This window comes from Alteribacillus iranensis (assembly GCF_900113025.1).
Lineage (GTDB): Bacteria > Bacillota > Bacilli > Bacillales > Marinococcaceae > Alteribacillus_A > Alteribacillus_A iranensis.
In genome coordinates, this window is sequence record NZ_FONT01000001.1 from 747,323 (window position 1) to 763,157 (window position 15,835).

Sequence of the window (15,835 nt, forward strand, 5' to 3'; positions counted from 1 at the left end):
TAGCATATACGACTCAAGCTTCCGACGCAAGAGCCAGGACGAACTTACCTGATTTTATTTTCGGAAAATACAGAACAAAAAAACAGCTGATGCAAAATACGCAATCAGCCGCTTTCTTTTATGCTTTCTTCTTCTTTAAGATAAGGCAGAGCTCCTTCAGACAAAGCTCTTGCCTTATCCATTACTTCTAAAAGAGCACGATAATCTTCTCGCAATCTGTTAAAATCTTTTTTTACTTTTTCAAGTTCTCGTTTTAATTGTTCTTTTTCATTTTCTAATGTTTGTTTCTTCTCCAGCAGCGGTGTGATTTCTAACTGGTTGTTTTTCTCCACATGTTGCGAGACTTGCTTTAAAAATTGTATGGTTTCTTTCAATTGCTGAGAGAGAGAGTCCGGACGTTTGCTGCCCATTGTACTACTTTCTGAGGGAACAGAAACCGTATTGTCGCTTATATCTTCTTGTTCAAGGAAGATCTCTGATCGTGTTATTTCAACTGGAGTCTGTTTTGATTTATGTTCTCTTTGTTTGCGAGCAAGTTCAATAGCTGCATCGTATTTCTTCCGGATGCAAGCATTCCAGCGAAATCCACAGGCTGCTGCAGTTCGAGACAACTTTTTACCTGCCTCTTCAAAAGCAGCGAGTTGTGTGCTGCCTTCACGAACATGCCTAAGTACAATTTCAGCTAGCAAAATGTCATCATCAGCTGACCAAGCATCTTGGCGAGAAACTGTCATGTTAATCCCTCCGTCTTTTTACTTTATATCTATGAGGTAAAAATAAAAGATAGAATGACTCTATCAAAAGATTATTGCCTTCTATCAAAATTTTATTCCAGAAATAAAAAAAAACCGAGAAAGGACCTTTCATCCTACCCGGTTCTATTTATAAAACGATAGTTATAGTTTCACTTATCACACCAAATAAAAGTTCTTATTACATGCAAAAAAGAAGCTGAAGTCACAATAAATGACCAGCTTCTTTCGTCGCACGTTTAATTATTCTCTTTTACGGTTTCACCTTTGTAAGAACCGCAATTTTTACATACACGGTGAGATAATTTCATTTCGCCGCAATCTGGGCATTCTGTCATACCAGGTACTTGCAGCTTAAAATGTGTACGGCGCTGTCTTTTGCGAGCTTTTGAAGTTCGTCTTTTTGGTACTGCCATGATTCCCACCTCCTTCTGAGGATGCTGTTCATTCTTTATTGTTTTTTATCAAAAAACTTGGCTAGATCAGCCATCCTTGGATCGACGTCACTTTTTTCAGTTTCACGGGACTCATTCGACTCTTCCGTGATCACTTTCCAATCTTCCCCGTCCTGTGGAGCAGGTGCCTCCGCTTCATCCACATTCTCTGCGAACACTTGAATAGGAAGCTCCAGTAAAATATTCTCTTTCACATAAGGGAGAAGATCCACATAGCCATCTTCAGGTTCATGCATGTAAATATCCTCTTCATCCACTGGCATGCCATCTAAACGGAAACTTTCAGCAGTATGAATATCAAACGGATAATGGACATCGACCAATGTTCGAGAACATGGTAACACCATCGTCCCTTTTATTCTTAAATGGAAAGTGACGGTTTCTCCAGAATATGCTGCCGTTCCTGTTACATCTACCGGTGAAATTTCGCGAATTTCCCGGTCTCTTTCTTTCAATTCGCTGACATCCGCCTGTTCATCTACAGTTAAACCTGCGTGCTTTTTGGCAAGCAGTTGATTAATGCTCCATCTCATGGGATATCACCTCTAGGCAACAAAAATAATTATATCTATCGTAAATTTATTTGTCAATATTTTTTCTTTACATTATAATAAGAAAAGCGGAGACCCTTCGAAGATAAAGGATGTGCTACTTCGTCGGCGGAAGGTGCTCTCACCTTGACTCAACCAGTCTGCGTCTTTCAGGTAGATCATCCGGTCTTCTACTGCTTGAATAGAAGCAAAGTTTCACATTGTACATTAAACGGTTCCTTGCATGCTTTTATTTCCCAACAGTCTCCCTATCATATCACGCCTATTTCACAAAGAAAAGGCAGTTGTTTTATTTATAGGAGGTCTCTATGAAAGCCGTCGGTCTTATCGTTGAATATAATCCTTTTCACAATGGTCACTATTATCATATCCATTCTTCTAAGGAAAAAACGAAAGCAGACGTTGTTGTTTGTGTGATGAGTGGTTATTTTCTCCAACGTGGAGAGCCTGCACTACTACCTAGGCGTGAAAGAACAAAGATGGCACTCGAAGGTGGAGCAGATGTAGTGGTCGAACTTCCTTACATCTTTTCAAGCCAACATGCCAGCTGGTTTGCGCGTGGGGCTGTCTCGATCCTTCATCATTTAGGGGTAGACTCTTTATGTTTTGGGAGTGAGCACGGGGATATTCAACCTTTTTTAGAATTGCAGTCTTTTTTACGAGACAATAAGGAACAATACAATAGGTACATTAAATATTATAGCTCTCAAGGTAATAGTTACCCAAAAGCAGCATCTCTTGCTTTTTCAGCATTAGAGCCGGATCATGACTGGCCTGATCTTACGCAGCCAAACAATATCCTCGGATATCATTACATTCAAGCCATTTATGACCTAAAAAGTTCTATTCAACCAGAAACCATACAACGGAAACAGGCGGGCTATCATGAGGAACACATGTCGGATCATCATATTGCCAGTGCAACAAGTATTCGCCGCTCTTTGACAGCCGGTAGTAAAAAGCTTGATGACGTTGCTCATACCGTCCCGAAGACTACGCTCAAACAATTGGAATCTTTTGTAGCAGCCGGGAATGAATTATATGACTGGGAACGTTATTTCCCTTTTTTACAAGCAAAAGCACTTACTATGTCTGTAACACAAGCGGCCTCCCTTTACGAAGCAAACGAAGGATTACACCACCGATTTTTATCGTGTATCCAATCTCACGACTCATTTCATGCTTTCTTAAAAGAATTAAAAACAAAACGTTATACATGGACACGGCTTCAACGATTAGCTGTTCATTTCCTCACAGGAACTGAACGTAAAGAAGTAGAATATGCACTTCGTACCGGTCAAGCCGATCACATTCGGCTTTTAGGCATGAACAAAAAAGGACAAGCATATTTAAACAACATAAAAAAACACTTGGAGATCCCCCTCACCTATAAATTAACCAAAAAGAAAACTGCTCAACAAATTCTTGATGAGAGAGCAGCAAAAGCTTATTATATTCCTCTTCCCCCTAGAGAACGCATTCAAAAATGGCAAGAGGAGTTTCAATTCCCCCCTGTCATTATCCGTGAGGAGTGAGAGGGAGAGTATCCAATATATTAGAAGGAAGAGACAAAAATAGGTTTTTCAGTTGCAAACTCTCCACTTTCCTCAGGCATCGTGCGACAAAACTTAGTAACATTCTATACGTACTTATGTGGCTTCGTAGAATTTCTTTTGTTGTTCGATGGACAGGTCGTGGTGCAGGAGACTCCATGTTATTCAAACTTCTATCTTGGATCGTTTCTTCTGGTGATTTTTTTATACCTAGATCCAAAAATTTCTTTTCTCCTTTTCACGACCTATCATTTAATAATATGCTTAGCTGGCTTTTCCTTCGTGTACCTTCTTCTCTTCCTGCCTATTTTCCAGATACTTTAGTGCATCTTCAAATTGTTTAACAGGTACGATTTCCATATCACTTCCGATGTCCTTGGCTGTCTTTACCGCCATTTCATAATTAGAAGGAGAAGCCATATCATCGTCAGGAGCAAAAAAGATATCGACGTTTTCGTTATCTGCCGCTACAATTTTTTGATTGATCCCACCGATGCGTCCTACTTTTCCTTCTTCATCAATTGTGCCGGTACCTGCGATATGAAAACCATCCGTTAAGTCCTCTTCCGTGAGTTGATTATATATCTCTAGAGAAAACATTAAGCCTGCGGAAGGGCCACCTATAGCACCTGCTTCTATTGAAACGTTTGGATCAAATTGCACATTCCTTTGCGTGAATGGATATAATAAACCAAGCCCTGCCCGTCCATCTGCCCCGAGCTCTTCTGGAAAGGTATCCATCTCTACCGTCACGGCTTCAGTATTATCATTTCTGATCAGGGTTACTTCCACTTCATCCCCTGCTTTTTTCGATTCTAGCAATTCATTCATTTCTTCTAACGATTCGAAAGACTGTCCATTAATTTCCTTTATGAGGTCTCCTTCTTCCAAGTGGTTGGCAGCGTCCATTTCATCGATAATTTGTGTTACACGTACACCAAGAACGTCGACTTCATAAGGAAACCCAGCTGCTTTGTATGCAGTAAGTTTTGCATCTTCCTGTGCGCTCGTCATCAACATTTCTTGTCGATGAAAATATTCTTCATCTGTTTCGCCTTCCCTCAAAAACTGTTCACTCGGAGTTATATTCCGATACGGAGAAAATTGGGCCCAAATAAACAAAGGAATATTAGCTCTTCTTTGCCTGATGGTCGTTAGGTAAAATTCTCCTTGTTCTTCATACCCATTTTCAACAGTAACCATGTTCCTAAGAGAAGTCGCATCCCCTGGCTGTGAATAATAATAGGGCAGCGGTATTTGTGTGAGAATGAGAAGGGCCAGCAGAAGTATGATTGCAGTCCAACGTCTCTTGCCTATTTTATTTTCCTTTGTCATTGTCTGTCTCCTTCCACTGTTTTATCATTTTTTTGATGTCTGGTAGCATTTTTTCAGCTGCAATTCTTCCAGACTCAATTAACTCCTCTGTATTTTCAAAAGCTAAAGTAGGTTGGTATTTTGTAATAGGCTTAATAAGTATGTCCGCTTCCATTTCTTTATAAGTTTTTAACTGTTTTCCCATAATATCCATTGTCCTTACAATGACATCATAAATCGTGAAAAAAGAGGGTTGCGTATTATAAAAAGACACATCTATTGCAATCGTAAGGTCTGCTCCAAGTTCCTTGACCTGTCTAACTGGAACTAAGTCCGCTACTCCTCCATCCACGAATACGGTTCCATGGGAACGGACAGGAACAAATATACCAGGGATAGAAATACTTGCTCGAACCGCCTCTGACGCTGGTCCACTTTTAAACAAAAAAGCCTCCCCTGATTCTAAATCTGTAGCAACAATTCCAATGGGAAGGTTCATTTCTTCTAACTGCTTGTTCTTCGAAAGCATAGCAACTAATTCTCTCACGCGTTCCCCTTGTATCAAGCCTAGACGCGGTACAGTAAAATCTAAAAAGAATTTTCTTTTGAATAATTTTGCAAACATACTCATGTTTCCCGGAGTTTGACCCGCCCCATATAAGGCCGCAATCAAGCCTCCCATACTGCTTCCTGTCATCATATCAATCGGTATATTATTTTTAAGAAGTACTTCAAGAACACCAATATGGGCAAACCCTTTTACTCCACCAGCTCCTAAGGCAACCCCAATACGTGGTCGATTCCGGGTCACCACATCTCCTCCCATCTGATTTACCCAGTTATTATTAAATTGGTATATCTTATGAGAGGAAGATCATATTCATGTGTAAGGACAAACCTACTCCAACTATGACAGAACCCAAAAATCTGTTCGTTTATTATAGTAACATGACCCTAATCATTGCCCAAATGAACTGAACGTAGAAAGAGGAGGAGGAATACGTGGCGCTAAGATCCAGCTCAATCAAGATGCTATTGCTTGCTTTTGCCTCTGTACTATTTGCTGTGTGTCTTATTATTTATCCTCAAGACGCATTGGAAGCTTCCAGAAGTGGTTTGGAGATATGGAGTACATCCGTCGTTCCCGCTCTATTACCTTTTTTCATTGCTGCTGAATTAATGATTGCATTTGGGGTTGTTAACTTTTTAGGTGTTTTATTAGAGCCATTTATGCGCCCGTTATTTCGGATACCCGGTTCTGGTGGGTTTGTTTGGGCAATGGGATTTGCCTCCGGTTTTCCCTCGGGAGCTAAATTTACAGTACGTCTGCGCCAAGAGAATAAATTATCAAGAGAAGAAGCAGAGCGTCTAGTAAGCTTCACGAATTCTTCCAGCCCTTTATTTATTTTTGGAGCAGTTGCTGTTGGTTTCTTTCATAACCCAGCGCTTGGTGTTCTGTTAGCTGCTGCCCATTATATATCAAACACAGTTGTTGGTATCATCATGCGATTTTACAAACGAACCGCACCCGCCTCACACTCACAATCTTCTTCTTTTTCTATAAAGGAAGCTTGGAAGGCTTTACAAGAAGAACAGGAAAATGACAAGCGTCCATTAGGAAAAAAACTTGGTGATGCTTTAAACTCGTCGATCCATACCTTATTCATGATCGGTGGGTTTGTTGTCTTATTTTCTGTCATTTACCGCCTTTTGCACGTGACGGGGTCCATTCATTATTTAGCCGTTTTCCCCTCCATGGTCCTTCAATGGCTGCACTTTTCTCAAGAATTAGCATTTCCATGGCTCTCTGGTTTTTTTGAAATCACCGTAGGGAGCAAATTAACAAGTGACCTGTCGGACATTAGTTTATTACAAAAAGCAATGATTGTCAGTTTCATATTAGGGTTTAGCGGATTTTCCGTTCACGCTCAAGTCGCTAGTTTACTTGCTGAATCCGATATCCGCTATAAACCATTTTTTGTTGCGCGTTGGTTACACGGTGTTTTGGCTTCTTTCATCACGTATGTAATCTGGGAACCTTTATATATACGTCGTGCTGGTATACCAACTTTCAGTCAAGGCAGTACAGAAAATTGGATATCTGCATGGTGGGAATGGACCGAAACAACGATTGCGACATTTGGTCATATAATAACTATCTCAGCTTTACTCTTTTACATTATAACTATTCACTTATATGGAAAAACAAAAATCCACGCCCCTCCTTTCCATAAAACCCGGTAAATTATCGTCCTACTCCTTTTCAAAAAATATAAATAGAACGTTATGAGACTCCCATAAACAACAATAAGCTCTGGAACCTTCTAAAAAGGACAGAGCTTACCTCATTTCATTTATTCCATTCACTTAAGTACTCTTCGAGAGCAGCGACATACGTTTCATAATCTTCCCGGGAAAATAATACCATCGTTACTTTTCCAAACTCGTTACTTTTTAAAAATTCACCAATCGTTTGAATAGCTACGATAGAAGCTTTCTCTACAGGATATCCATACACACCCGTAGAAATAGACGGGAAAGATATTCTCTTCATATTTTTTTCAAACGATAACAAGAGCGAATGACTGTAACACTTTGCTAAAAGAGCAGCTTCCTCGCCGCTATGCTCTCCCCATACAGGACCAACAGTATGAATGACATACTTTGCAGGCAAATTATATCCTCTGGTCATGATAGCTTCTCCTGTTGGAAGCAAATCCCCGTGTAATTGGTTGTTTCTTACTGCTTTACATTCTTCAAGCAACTCTTCTCCGGCAGCTCTATGAATTGCACCATCTACTCCACCGCCCCCCATAAGCGTACCGTTTGCTGCATTTACCATTACATCTGTGCTGAATTGTGTAATATCTCCGGTGATCAACTCCAACGTGTTACCATTGATTTTTGCTTTCATTGCTCCCACCTAACTAATAAAATTTCAGGGATTATCTTTTGTTACATATGTCCCTGCTATCATGTCATGGATACTACGTTTATCAGATCTCAAACCTACCATGAACGCGCTTATTAGTAATCCAATGCCAAACGTTACCATATATACAATTCCGCTTACTACTGTGCGTAACAGCATACTGCCTATTCCTAATTTCTTACCATTTATTTTCACTATGCGAACTCCTGTTATTTTCTTACCAATGGTATACCCCATCCAAATAACAGGTAAAACGACTGCGTATAACAGACTTAACACATTTGTAAATATATCACCTTCCATATCGCCAGCGATAAAATAACTAATAATTCCTAGTGGCAGCCCAATAATAATCCCATCGAGAATATTTGCAAGCAACCTAATCCAAAAACCTGCTGGATTGCTAACCATACAATCTCCCCTTTTCTATATGTTTGAATAGGAATCTCTACTATCCTATCATATCATGACAAAATTATGCATATAGCCAAGCTATAGAGTTGTCGTCAGCATTTTCATTCGAACGTCGACAACTGGAGAAAACCTGCCAGAGTCTGAAATACAGAAAAAGCTGTCCTCAGGAATCATTTCCTATTAGGACAGCGTTCAATTTATATTCGTTTTTCTTGATTTGACTCCAAGGAGGGACCTTCTATTCTTTCTTCAAGATGTTTGATTCTTTCTTGTAATTGTTTGTTTTCTTGTTCCATTTTTATCGCTTTGGAAGAATAATGCGGGTCATTTTCCCACCAATCAATACCCATTTCTTTTGCTTTATCTACAGAAGCTACAAGGAGTCTTATTTTAATAGTTAACAGTTCTACTTCTGCTAAATTCACCTTTATATCTCCTGCAATAACGACACCCTTATCCAAAACTGTTTCTAATACATCTACTAGACTACTTGTTAATTGAGCAGGATGGTTTCCACTTTGCTGTAGATCGCTCATACCATCACATTTCCTTTCTTTATTACATGAGGTTTCCTAGCGGACCTAAGTCAATATTTAAGTCATCGTCGTCTAATTGAAAAATCTCTTTCAGCTCTTCCATTTTTTCTTCTAAATTCAATAGAGCCTCTCCCACTCTTTCGATCTCTTCTTCCGTTAAACTACCATTTTCTACTCTTCGCATAGCTTGTCGTTCCACCAGTTGACGTAGTAGTTCTACTACCGTCATAACAAGTTGAGATAATCCTTCTTCCGCTTTCTCTGGATCTAGAGCAATTTTCCCCGTCGGTTGATGCTCATGGAGTACTTTCGGTTCACTCATTGTGCGTCCTCCTTTACGTGAAATCGATGTATTCCTCTCTAACAACTTCTTGCGATTCCTGTTCTTGGGCTTGTACTAACGTTTCCACTGAAGAAAGAAGCACTCTTAAATCTAAATAAACCAAGTCAACACCGGCTACAGAAATCGTCAAATCGCCTTTTAGTACGACTCCTTTCTCTAAAACAGCATCAAGTACATCAAGAAGAGATACATCTTTGGTCTGTAATGATTCACCCGCCACTTTGCTCACCTCGGTTTATAAAGTTAGAAAAATGATATGCTGGCCAAGGTCCCGTGACTTCGAATGTAAAAGGAAAAACTTTCTTTCTCGCTCTCTCTCTTTCTTCTTCAATGTAAGACAATGTGCTCTTCACTTTCTCTTTTGGTAACAAATAAGCTCCATTCCAACACATATCATCGGTACGGCCTGTTAACTTTCTTTCCCAATTCTTTTTGATTTCATGGTCTGTACTCCACTTCATTAATTGCTCATGAATCCTTTCGCAGTATTCATCAATTTCTTCTTCGGCTTTCATTAGGATGAGCTCTTTCAGTTTCTTTTTTTCGAAAAATTGTTTCCCTCTAGACAAGCCTTCTATCTCTTGTTTCTTTTGTTCAATATCCGGATGATATGTTTCTATTCGCTGTGTAAATTCATCTTTGACTGTGTATATTTTTATGTTCCACTCTTCTTGGTTACTAATCTCATGAAAAATGGAGTGTATGTGTTCTTTTTTTTCTTCAATCACTTGTTCTAAGCTATCTGTTTTTTCATAAATAGTGGCAAACTTCAGGGGTATGACTGTGTATTCCGCATGAAGAGTATTCATCATTTCATGATGATGAAAAGCTTTTTCTTGAAGCCACTGCATATTATCTACCTTTTTCTGCAGCACTTCTTCAGAAAATTCTTGGTGGGACACTGGACAGGTCACGGCCGTAATAGTGTCGAACGGCAAACATTTTATCGTATATTCTGGATCCATTCCTTTTCTTTCTGGAAATGGATTTTTCTCATATTCATCGGTTGGTATAAAAGCATAGAGATACGTCAGTTCTTCTGTATTTGTTTCTGCTTGCATGTTATTCCCCCATCCATTGTTCATCGTTCATTAAAAAAACAAGTATTTTCAGTTACTTATAAAGCCCTTTCCCATTTCTATATACGGGTAAACTGGTAAAGTTTAGTTTCTTTACATATTGATTCTGATGTCCCGAACAACGGATAACTTCAGTTACATGCACAAGGTCTGCCTAATGAGATAATCAAAAGGGAGGATCAATGGAGGGCAGCCGAGGACTATTGTTACATCCCTTAAAAGTCCTTACATAAAAAAAGAAATCCATGCAATAGACGCTGGATTTCTTTTCATTTACTCACTTGTTGTCTTTTTTCTATCTCCTATATGGTTGTTGGACATCTATACACGGATAAATACAAAGAAAGAACAAGCTGCTCGTCTTACTGTACTAATAAATCCGGTATTACTGCAGGGTCCACGTTTCCTCCTGAGACAACAACGACGACATTTTCATTCTGATTACGATGTTTAAATGCTCCTGCTGCTGCTGCCGCGGAGGAGGGTTCAATAACTTGTTTCATGTAAGTAAATATTTGAGTAAATGCTTCCTTTATTTCCTCTTCACTTACGAGCACTATGTCATCTACATATTTTTGTAGAACTGGAAACGTTAACTCTCCTGGAATGGAAGCTCTTAAACCGTCTGCGATGGTGGGAGCTTTCTGTATAGATGTTCGTCTTCCATTGTGGTAAGACAAATACGTATCATTAGCTAAACTAGGTTCAACACCAATTACTCGTACATGAGGAAATTGTTCTTTAATCGCAGTAGCTGTACCAGAAATGAGACCTCCCCCGCCTACTGGTACATAAACAGCGTCTAGTTGATCAACCTGTTCACAAATTTCTAAACCGACAGTACCTTGCCCAGACATGATAGCTGGATCATCATAAGGAGGGATAAAACTTCCGTCTGATTCTTCTGCCAATTGCTTAGCTCTGGTGATTCTTTCTTCCGAGGTTGTCCCGCACAATTCGATGTTACCTTTATAAGTTTCTATCGCATCTTTTTTACAAGCTGCTGCATCAACAGGGGCAATGATAGTAGAGCGAACCCCTAGCCTTTGCGCGTGATAGGCCACTGCCTGTCCATGATTTCCTGAAGAGGCGGCAATAACATGGTCTGCCCCTTTTGCTACTTCTTGTCCTACTTTCACAGCAGCCCCACGCACTTTAAACGCTCCCGTCTTTTGTAAATGCTCTCCTTTAAATAAAATTCTATTTTGATATCTTTCAGAGATCAATTGAGATGTGAGCACCGGTGTCTGTTTGATACCAGTGTTTCTTAAAGTTTCACGTGCTTTTTTAATATCGGATAAAGTGATCAATGTATCCTTCCTCCTTGCTTCTTTGTTTAAATTCACCCAGCGTTCTCTACTGCATTTATTCGTCTTCACTTATTACTGGAATATATTTAGTAGGTAAAGAAGTACCAATCGTGTCACCTTTTTCAAATTCAAGCATGTATTCTTCTAAATAAATACTCTCTGACCGCTCCCCTAACATAATATTTGCTTTCGACCCATTATTCACCAGAAAATTTCCGTTTCCTCCATGGGGCTTAACAATATATTTACCAGGAGGAATATCGCTGCCTACGGTGAATCCTCCCGCAGGAAGATATATCGTATTTTCCTTATTAAGCTCTATTTTTTGTTGTAGTAATTTTAACTGTTCTTCTTGTGATTTCTTTTCCTCATTCAAAGTAGATATTCTATGTTTCAAAGCTTTTTCTTCTTCTTTTAATTTTTTTATTTCTTGTTGTAGCTGCTGTTTTTCTTCGGCAATTTTTAATGCTTCTTCATAATCTCCCTTTATTTTCTTTAAACGTTGATCAGTTTGCTTATACTCTCTATTCGCAGCCTTTAAGGCTTGTTCCATCTCATGTAACGACTCTTGAGACGTTTCTACTATTGAAGTTCCTCGCTGCATCCCTTGTTCGTAAGCTGCATAAATTGCTGAACCTATGAATATAAGCAGGACCAATACCAATAGGGAAATATCTCTTTTGTAATGTTTTTCTCGCTTCGACCGTATATGATCGTCTCTGTCCATACCTCTTCTCCCTGCTCTTTATACACTCTCTCCACTCTTACTTCTGTTTTCTTTATTTTAGCATGTCATGTATACTTTTTTGGGATGGTTCGACCTATCCTTTCGTCAAAACAAAATTAGGCCACGCTCACAAAACAGAGGATACCGTACACATTAGAAGCGCCACAAGGTGTGTGGGATAGAAAAGCGTAATATGCGAAATAAATGTTTTCTCTATCCATTTCGATTTATAGGTAACGTTTGTGCTGTGACAACAACGTGTAAAAGATGATCCAAATTAATTTAAACCTATTTAGTCTTCTATTAATTGGAGAGTGAATTCGCCAACCTGATTTTCTTCGTATAAGTTAGTAATGGACGTGTAATACTTCATTATTTTCACGTGGGTATTAATCTCTTTTTGAGGTACGATTAACTGAAATGTCTCTTGATATAAAAGCGTGGTAATATCATGGTATTTCTCACTAGTAACTGGAAAAACAATAGACACTAATCTTTTACCTTCCTTTAATTCTACGTTAAACTGACTCACTTTTATTTTTGTATTGTTTAAATATATGTCGTGTGCCAAGTTGCACCCTCCTTATATCACGTATTTTAGATACATGTGTTTCCTTTTCCTTATCACGTCGAACTGGCTATCCATGACCCCTAACAAAACGAAGCTTAAAATCCTCCCTATATTGTACCATTTCTGTAAATATAACTTAGCTCTCTATGCTCGCGCCTTTGGAACCTAAAACATTTTATTACAAGATTCTCGTCTGTATAAATAACGTTTAATATTTGATGGTTAAACAACTAATCTATCGGGAATATTTGCTAAGGAAAGGAGGCGCTATTCTGATGAAAAAGTGGATCACACCATTCATGGTAACGGCAGGATTAACAATAATGAGTGCCTGTGGAGCAGGAACGGATAATAGTGACGATACCCCTTCCACTACTACGAATGAGCCAACACCTGACATTCACGAAGAAAACACGTCAGATTCTACGGAAAACACAAACGGGGATAACTCCCAACAAACAGATGATCGTTTCTCGTTCGAGAATTTTGATTTAGATGTGGAATATGGCGATGGACAGTCGTTTGAAGTCGACTATGAAGAGAAAAACAACGGGGAAATAGAAGCAGACTGGGAAGATGAGAGGAATAATGAATCTTTAACTGATGTGGAAGCAATGGAGAAAATAAAACCTGTATTTGATTCATTTTCGTTTAACGAAGAGTCATCTGAAACAGAAGTCATTAATGAGGTCGTAGACGGTTTTGAACTAAATAACGATTACACGGATTTTGAGTTAGAAATCGATTTCCCAAACAACACCGAAAAAGAATATGAAGATCATAATAATTAATAATATGACGCATTCAGGTCATTGAACAGTTTTTCACGTGACCCTCCCTAAAATAGCAGAGGCTGTAGCAGGAAGTTGGATATACTTATTTTATAAGTCTTTCAACTGTAAACATGTTGATACAGCCTCATAAAAGATGAAAATTTATTATTTTAATCCGTTTGCGAGCAAACCTGTCTTTGTTTGCTAAATGTTTGTTTAGCGTGAGGAATGTTATATCCCACCACTCGATAGCCTTTTTTTAATAACAAACGCGCATATAAATTTTTTTCTACTCGATCAGAAACGAGTAATATTATTTGCTTATCTGGTAAGCTATTATATTGACGATTTACATAAGGCAAAGGAATACGGCATGCCTCAGGTACCCAGCCTTCGCGCTCAGCCGTTTGATAGTCCCTTGCATCCACGAAAATAGTGTCTTTCTCGATATGCTTTATATCAACGGGATGAACTCCTGGCACAGGAATTAATCTCTTCGCCATACTTACTGCCAGTGAAAAAATAATCAATGCTAGGAATAAATACATAATGTCCTCCTTTTTTATTCACTGGCAAATTATATATGGGTGGGGGTATAGTGTCAACAAAAGAATCTTTTATCGTTTTCGAACGGTACTCCCTCTATATTAAGAGTAAATCCAATCGATTAAGATTCTATTATATTAATATTATACTCTCGCATCCAGACGTCCACTTGAATAAGGTAGGCTAATAATTGAGGTCCTGTCATGAGCTGACCAAACCAAGGAGTAGTATACGCGGCTCCCCCTGAATGTGCGATATCTTTTACTGTCTGTTTATCGATAAAGTATAAAATAGGAGAAGAAGGATTTTCCAATATTTGAAGCAGCCACTCTTTTACTTGTTTAGTGTAGCGGGGGTGGTGCGTTTTGGGGTACGGGCTTTTTTTACGATATAAAATGTTTTCAGGAAGACAATTTTTAAGCGAATTTCTGAGTATACCTTTTTCTCGTCCTTCTGTTTGTTTCATATGCCATGGTACATTCCATACGTATTCCACTAAACGATGGTCTGCAAATGGAACACGAACTTCTAAACTGGCTGCCATGCTCATTCTGTCTTTACGATCAAGAAGCGTGGTCATAAACCATTGGAGATTCATATAAAATAACTCACGACGACGCGCTTCTATTTTTGATTCTCCGTCTAAATAAGGCGTTTCATTTGTCGTCTCTTGATAACGCTCTTTCACATAAGCAGACAGCGATAATTTGTTTTTCCAGTAGTCACTTAATAATGTTTCTCGTTCGCTATGGAAGGGCATCCACGGGAAACCTTCGTGGTGCAGCAATTCCGGCTTATGAAACCAAGGATAACCTCCGAAAATTTCATCCGCACATTCCCCAGATAAAGACACGGTCGTTCTCTCTTTAATCCTCTGACAAAACCATAATAAGGAAGAATCAACATCCGCCATCCCTGGAAGATCACGGGCTTTCACAGCTTCACTCAATCGTTCAACCAGCTGTTCCGTGGATATGATTTCATTATGATGTTGAGTCCCAGCGTATTTCACCATCTTGTCAATCCAATTTTGATCCATATCTGGCTGGAAATCACTTTTCACAAAATAATTCTCGTTTTCTGCGTAATCGACGGAAAAAGTATGCAGTTTTTCATTTTTTTCTTTTTCTACATGTTTTGCTGCAATAGCTGTGATAGCACTTGAGTCAAGACCGCCGGATAAAAAAGTTGATATTGGAACATCAGACACCAACTGACGTGTGACTGCATCTGTAAATATATTTCCTACTTTTGATGCGGTTTCTTCTAATGAATCTTCATGAGTTTTACTTTTCACGTTCCAATATCTCCATGTTTTCAAGCCGTTTTTCGAATAAATGAAGGCGTGCGCTGGACGGAGAGAATCAATTCCCCGAAAAACACCATGCCCGGGAGTACGAGAAGGTCCAAGCCCGAATATCTCTTGTAACCCTTCTGTATTTACTTCTGCTTTTACACCGGGGTGAGCCAAAATTGCTTTTTGCTCAGAGCCGAAAAGAAATCCTTCGGAACCTTGAGAAAAAAAGAATGGCTTTACTCCTAATCGATCCCTAGCCGCAAATAATTGCTGCAATTCATCATCCCAAATAGCAAAAGCAAAAATTCCATTCAAATGGCGAAGACAGTTCTCTTTCCATTGCGAGTAAGCCGCAAGTAGTACTTCCGTATCGGAATAGGATTGAAAAGTATAGCCTTGGCGTTTTAACTCTGTGCGTATCTCTTCTGTGTTGTATAATTCTCCGTTATAACAAATGGTATATAGACGCGAATGATATTTTCTAGTCATCGGTTGTTTCCCGCCAGTCACGTCTACCACTGCCAATCTTGTGTGACCGAGAAGACAATGGGAGGAAGACCATGTTCCTGAGTCATCAGGGCCTCTTCTCTTTAACGTAGCGGCCATTTTTTCAACGACCTTTGTGTCTTGACTTATATTTTTTCGGAAATTTACCCATCCAGTTATCCCACACATGTTTACT

19 protein-coding genes are annotated in these 15,835 nt (G+C 39.1%); 3 read left to right on the forward strand and 16 right to left on the reverse strand.

Translation table 11 applies throughout. The annotated features are described in order from the left end of the window. Positions 1 to 104: 104 nt before the first annotated feature. The 3 genes from BM095_RS03675 to BM095_RS03685 all read right to left on the reverse strand — a co-directional run bounded on the left by BM095_RS03675 (position 105) and on the right by BM095_RS03685 (position 1,740). Positions 105 to 734 carry an RsfA family transcriptional regulator gene (locus tag BM095_RS03675; protein WP_091657534.1) on the reverse strand — a complete coding sequence of 210 codons (630 nt, stop codon included), beginning with the start codon at positions 732 to 734 and terminating at the stop codon, positions 105 to 107. Positions 735 to 991: 257 nt separating this feature from the next. Beyond that, the gene (rpmF, locus tag BM095_RS03680) at positions 992 to 1,168 is read right to left on the reverse strand and encodes a 50S ribosomal protein L32 (RefSeq protein WP_091657537.1); all 177 of its coding nucleotides are present in this window, start codon (positions 1,166 to 1,168) and stop codon (positions 992 to 994) included. Between the two features lie 35 nt (positions 1,169 to 1,203). Beyond that, entirely contained in the window at positions 1,204 to 1,740 is a 537-nt protein-coding gene (locus BM095_RS03685) for a YceD family protein (RefSeq protein WP_091657539.1), read from the reverse strand. 326 nt (positions 1,741 to 2,066) lie between these two features. On the opposite strand from BM095_RS03685, the gene BM095_RS03690 reads away from it, so the two are divergent. Next, positions 2,067 to 3,293 carry a nucleotidyltransferase gene (locus BM095_RS03690; RefSeq protein ID WP_091657542.1) on the forward strand — a complete coding sequence of 409 codons (1,227 nt, stop codon included), beginning with the start codon at positions 2,067 to 2,069 and terminating at the stop codon, positions 3,291 to 3,293. A gap of 282 nt (positions 3,294 to 3,575) precedes the next feature. Here BM095_RS03690 and BM095_RS03695 read toward each other — a convergent pair whose 3' ends face one another. Together BM095_RS03695 and BM095_RS03700 are read right to left on the reverse strand one after the other, a co-directional pair. Next, positions 3,576 to 4,646 (reverse strand): SepM family pheromone-processing serine protease, encoded by a 1,071-nt coding sequence (locus tag BM095_RS03695; RefSeq protein WP_091657545.1) that lies wholly within the window; start codon positions 4,644 to 4,646, stop codon positions 3,576 to 3,578. Then, the gene (locus BM095_RS03700) at positions 4,630 to 5,436 is read right to left on the reverse strand and encodes a patatin-like phospholipase family protein (RefSeq protein ID WP_245757792.1); all 807 of its coding nucleotides are present in this window, start codon (positions 5,434 to 5,436) and stop codon (positions 4,630 to 4,632) included. Before BM095_RS03700 ends, BM095_RS03695 begins: the two co-directional genes overlap by 17 nt. A 191-nt stretch (positions 5,437 to 5,627) precedes the next feature. Between BM095_RS03700 and ylbJ the strand changes: the two genes are divergently transcribed. Then, positions 5,628 to 6,869, forward strand: a complete 1,242-nt coding sequence (gene ylbJ, locus BM095_RS03705) for a sporulation integral membrane protein YlbJ (protein ID WP_245757793.1) — start codon at positions 5,628 to 5,630, stop codon at positions 6,867 to 6,869. Between the two features lie 106 nt (positions 6,870 to 6,975). Here the strand turns inward: ylbJ and BM095_RS03710 are convergent, their stop codons facing one another. The 9 genes from BM095_RS03710 to BM095_RS03750 all read right to left on the reverse strand — a co-directional run bounded on the left by BM095_RS03710 (position 6,976) and on the right by BM095_RS03750 (position 12,537). Then, positions 6,976 to 7,539: an O-acetyl-ADP-ribose deacetylase gene (locus BM095_RS03710; protein ID WP_091657550.1), complete on the reverse strand. Its 564-nt coding sequence runs from the start codon at positions 7,537 to 7,539 to the stop codon at positions 6,976 to 6,978. 24 nt (positions 7,540 to 7,563) lie between these two features. Then, positions 7,564 to 7,968 carry an RDD family protein gene (locus BM095_RS03715; RefSeq protein ID WP_091657553.1) on the reverse strand — a complete coding sequence of 135 codons (405 nt, stop codon included), beginning with the start codon at positions 7,966 to 7,968 and terminating at the stop codon, positions 7,564 to 7,566. Between the two features lie 200 nt (positions 7,969 to 8,168). Continuing rightward, on the reverse strand, positions 8,169 to 8,507 hold the full coding sequence (gene gvpJ / locus BM095_RS03720) for a gas vesicle protein (protein ID WP_091657557.1): 339 nt from the start codon (positions 8,505 to 8,507) through the stop codon (positions 8,169 to 8,171). A 22-nt stretch (positions 8,508 to 8,529) separates the two neighbouring features. Next, on the reverse strand, positions 8,530 to 8,829 hold the full coding sequence (locus tag BM095_RS03725) for a gas vesicle protein K (protein WP_091657559.1): 300 nt from the start codon (positions 8,827 to 8,829) through the stop codon (positions 8,530 to 8,532). A 13-nt stretch (positions 8,830 to 8,842) separates the two neighbouring features. Then, entirely contained in the window at positions 8,843 to 9,070 is a 228-nt protein-coding gene (locus BM095_RS03730) for a gas vesicle protein (protein WP_091657562.1), read from the reverse strand. Further along, the gene (locus BM095_RS03735) at positions 9,060 to 9,911 is read right to left on the reverse strand and encodes a GvpL/GvpF family gas vesicle protein (protein ID WP_177194672.1); all 852 of its coding nucleotides are present in this window, start codon (positions 9,909 to 9,911) and stop codon (positions 9,060 to 9,062) included. Before BM095_RS03735 ends, BM095_RS03730 begins: the two co-directional genes overlap by 11 nt. 380 nt (positions 9,912 to 10,291) lie before the next feature. Further along, positions 10,292 to 11,239: a threonine ammonia-lyase gene (locus BM095_RS03740; protein WP_091657567.1), complete on the reverse strand. Its 948-nt coding sequence runs from the start codon at positions 11,237 to 11,239 to the stop codon at positions 10,292 to 10,294. Positions 11,240 to 11,294: 55 nt separating this feature from the next. After that, entirely contained in the window at positions 11,295 to 11,792 is a 498-nt protein-coding gene (locus BM095_RS03745) for a hypothetical protein (protein WP_143083172.1), read from the reverse strand. A gap of 466 nt (positions 11,793 to 12,258) precedes the next feature. Continuing rightward, a complete protein-coding gene (locus tag BM095_RS03750) occupies positions 12,259 to 12,537 on the reverse strand; it encodes a DUF3219 family protein (RefSeq protein ID WP_091657573.1) in 279 nt (92 codons plus the stop codon). A gap of 275 nt (positions 12,538 to 12,812) precedes the next feature. Here BM095_RS03750 and BM095_RS03755 point away from each other — a divergent pair, with 275 nt between their 5' ends. Then, the gene (locus BM095_RS03755; protein ID WP_177194673.1) at positions 12,813 to 13,328 is read left to right on the forward strand and encodes a YusW family protein; all 516 of its coding nucleotides are present in this window, start codon (positions 12,813 to 12,815) and stop codon (positions 13,326 to 13,328) included. A gap of 152 nt (positions 13,329 to 13,480) precedes the next feature. On the opposite strand, the gene BM095_RS03760 is transcribed toward BM095_RS03755, so the two are convergent. Continuing rightward, entirely contained in the window at positions 13,481 to 13,858 is a 378-nt protein-coding gene (locus BM095_RS03760; protein ID WP_091657579.1) for a rhodanese-like domain-containing protein, read from the reverse strand. A 119-nt stretch (positions 13,859 to 13,977) separates the two neighbouring features. Beyond that, entirely contained in the window at positions 13,978 to 15,828 is a 1,851-nt protein-coding gene (asnB, locus tag BM095_RS03765) for an asparagine synthase (glutamine-hydrolyzing) (protein ID WP_091657582.1), read from the reverse strand. Between the last annotated feature and the right edge of the window lie 7 nt (positions 15,829 to 15,835).

What these genes read in the sequence shown, in the direction of transcription:
- BM095_RS03675 (WP_091657534.1), bottom strand. Translation starts at nt 734, where the DNA reads ATGACAGTTTCTCGCCAAGATGCTTGGTCAGCTGATGATGACATTTTG.
- rpmF (WP_091657537.1), bottom strand. Translation starts at nt 1,168, where the DNA reads ATGGCAGTACCAAAAAGACGAACTTCAAAAGCTCGCAAAAGACAGCGC.
- BM095_RS03685 (WP_091657539.1), bottom strand. Translation starts at nt 1,740, where the DNA reads ATGAGATGGAGCATTAATCAACTGCTTGCCAAAAAGCACGCAGGTTTA.
- BM095_RS03690 (WP_091657542.1), top strand. Translation starts at nt 2,067, where the DNA reads ATGAAAGCCGTCGGTCTTATCGTTGAATATAATCCTTTTCACAATGGT.
- BM095_RS03695 (WP_091657545.1), bottom strand. Translation starts at nt 4,646, where the DNA reads ATGACAAAGGAAAATAAAATAGGCAAGAGACGTTGGACTGCAATCATA.
- BM095_RS03710 (WP_091657550.1), bottom strand. Translation starts at nt 7,539, where the DNA reads ATGAAAGCAAAAATCAATGGTAACACGTTGGAGTTGATCACCGGAGAT.
- BM095_RS03715 (WP_091657553.1), bottom strand. Translation starts at nt 7,968, where the DNA reads ATGGTTAGCAATCCAGCAGGTTTTTGGATTAGGTTGCTTGCAAATATT.
- gvpJ (WP_091657557.1), bottom strand. Translation starts at nt 8,507, where the DNA reads ATGAGCGATCTACAGCAAAGTGGAAACCATCCTGCTCAATTAACAAGT.
- BM095_RS03725 (WP_091657559.1), bottom strand. Translation starts at nt 8,829, where the DNA reads ATGAGTGAACCGAAAGTACTCCATGAGCATCAACCGACGGGGAAAATT.
- BM095_RS03735 (WP_177194672.1), bottom strand. Translation starts at nt 9,911, where the DNA reads ATGCAAGCAGAAACAAATACAGAAGAACTGACGTATCTCTATGCTTTT.
- BM095_RS03745 (WP_143083172.1), bottom strand. Translation starts at nt 11,792, where the DNA reads ATGGAACAAGCCTTAAAGGCTGCGAATAGAGAGTATAAGCAAACTGAT.
- BM095_RS03755 (WP_177194673.1), top strand. Translation starts at nt 12,813, where the DNA reads ATGAAAAAGTGGATCACACCATTCATGGTAACGGCAGGATTAACAATA.
- BM095_RS03760 (WP_091657579.1), bottom strand. Translation starts at nt 13,858, where the DNA reads ATGTATTTATTCCTAGCATTGATTATTTTTTCACTGGCAGTAAGTATG.
- asnB (WP_091657582.1), bottom strand. Translation starts at nt 15,828, where the DNA reads ATGTGTGGGATAACTGGATGGGTAAATTTCCGAAAAAATATAAGTCAA.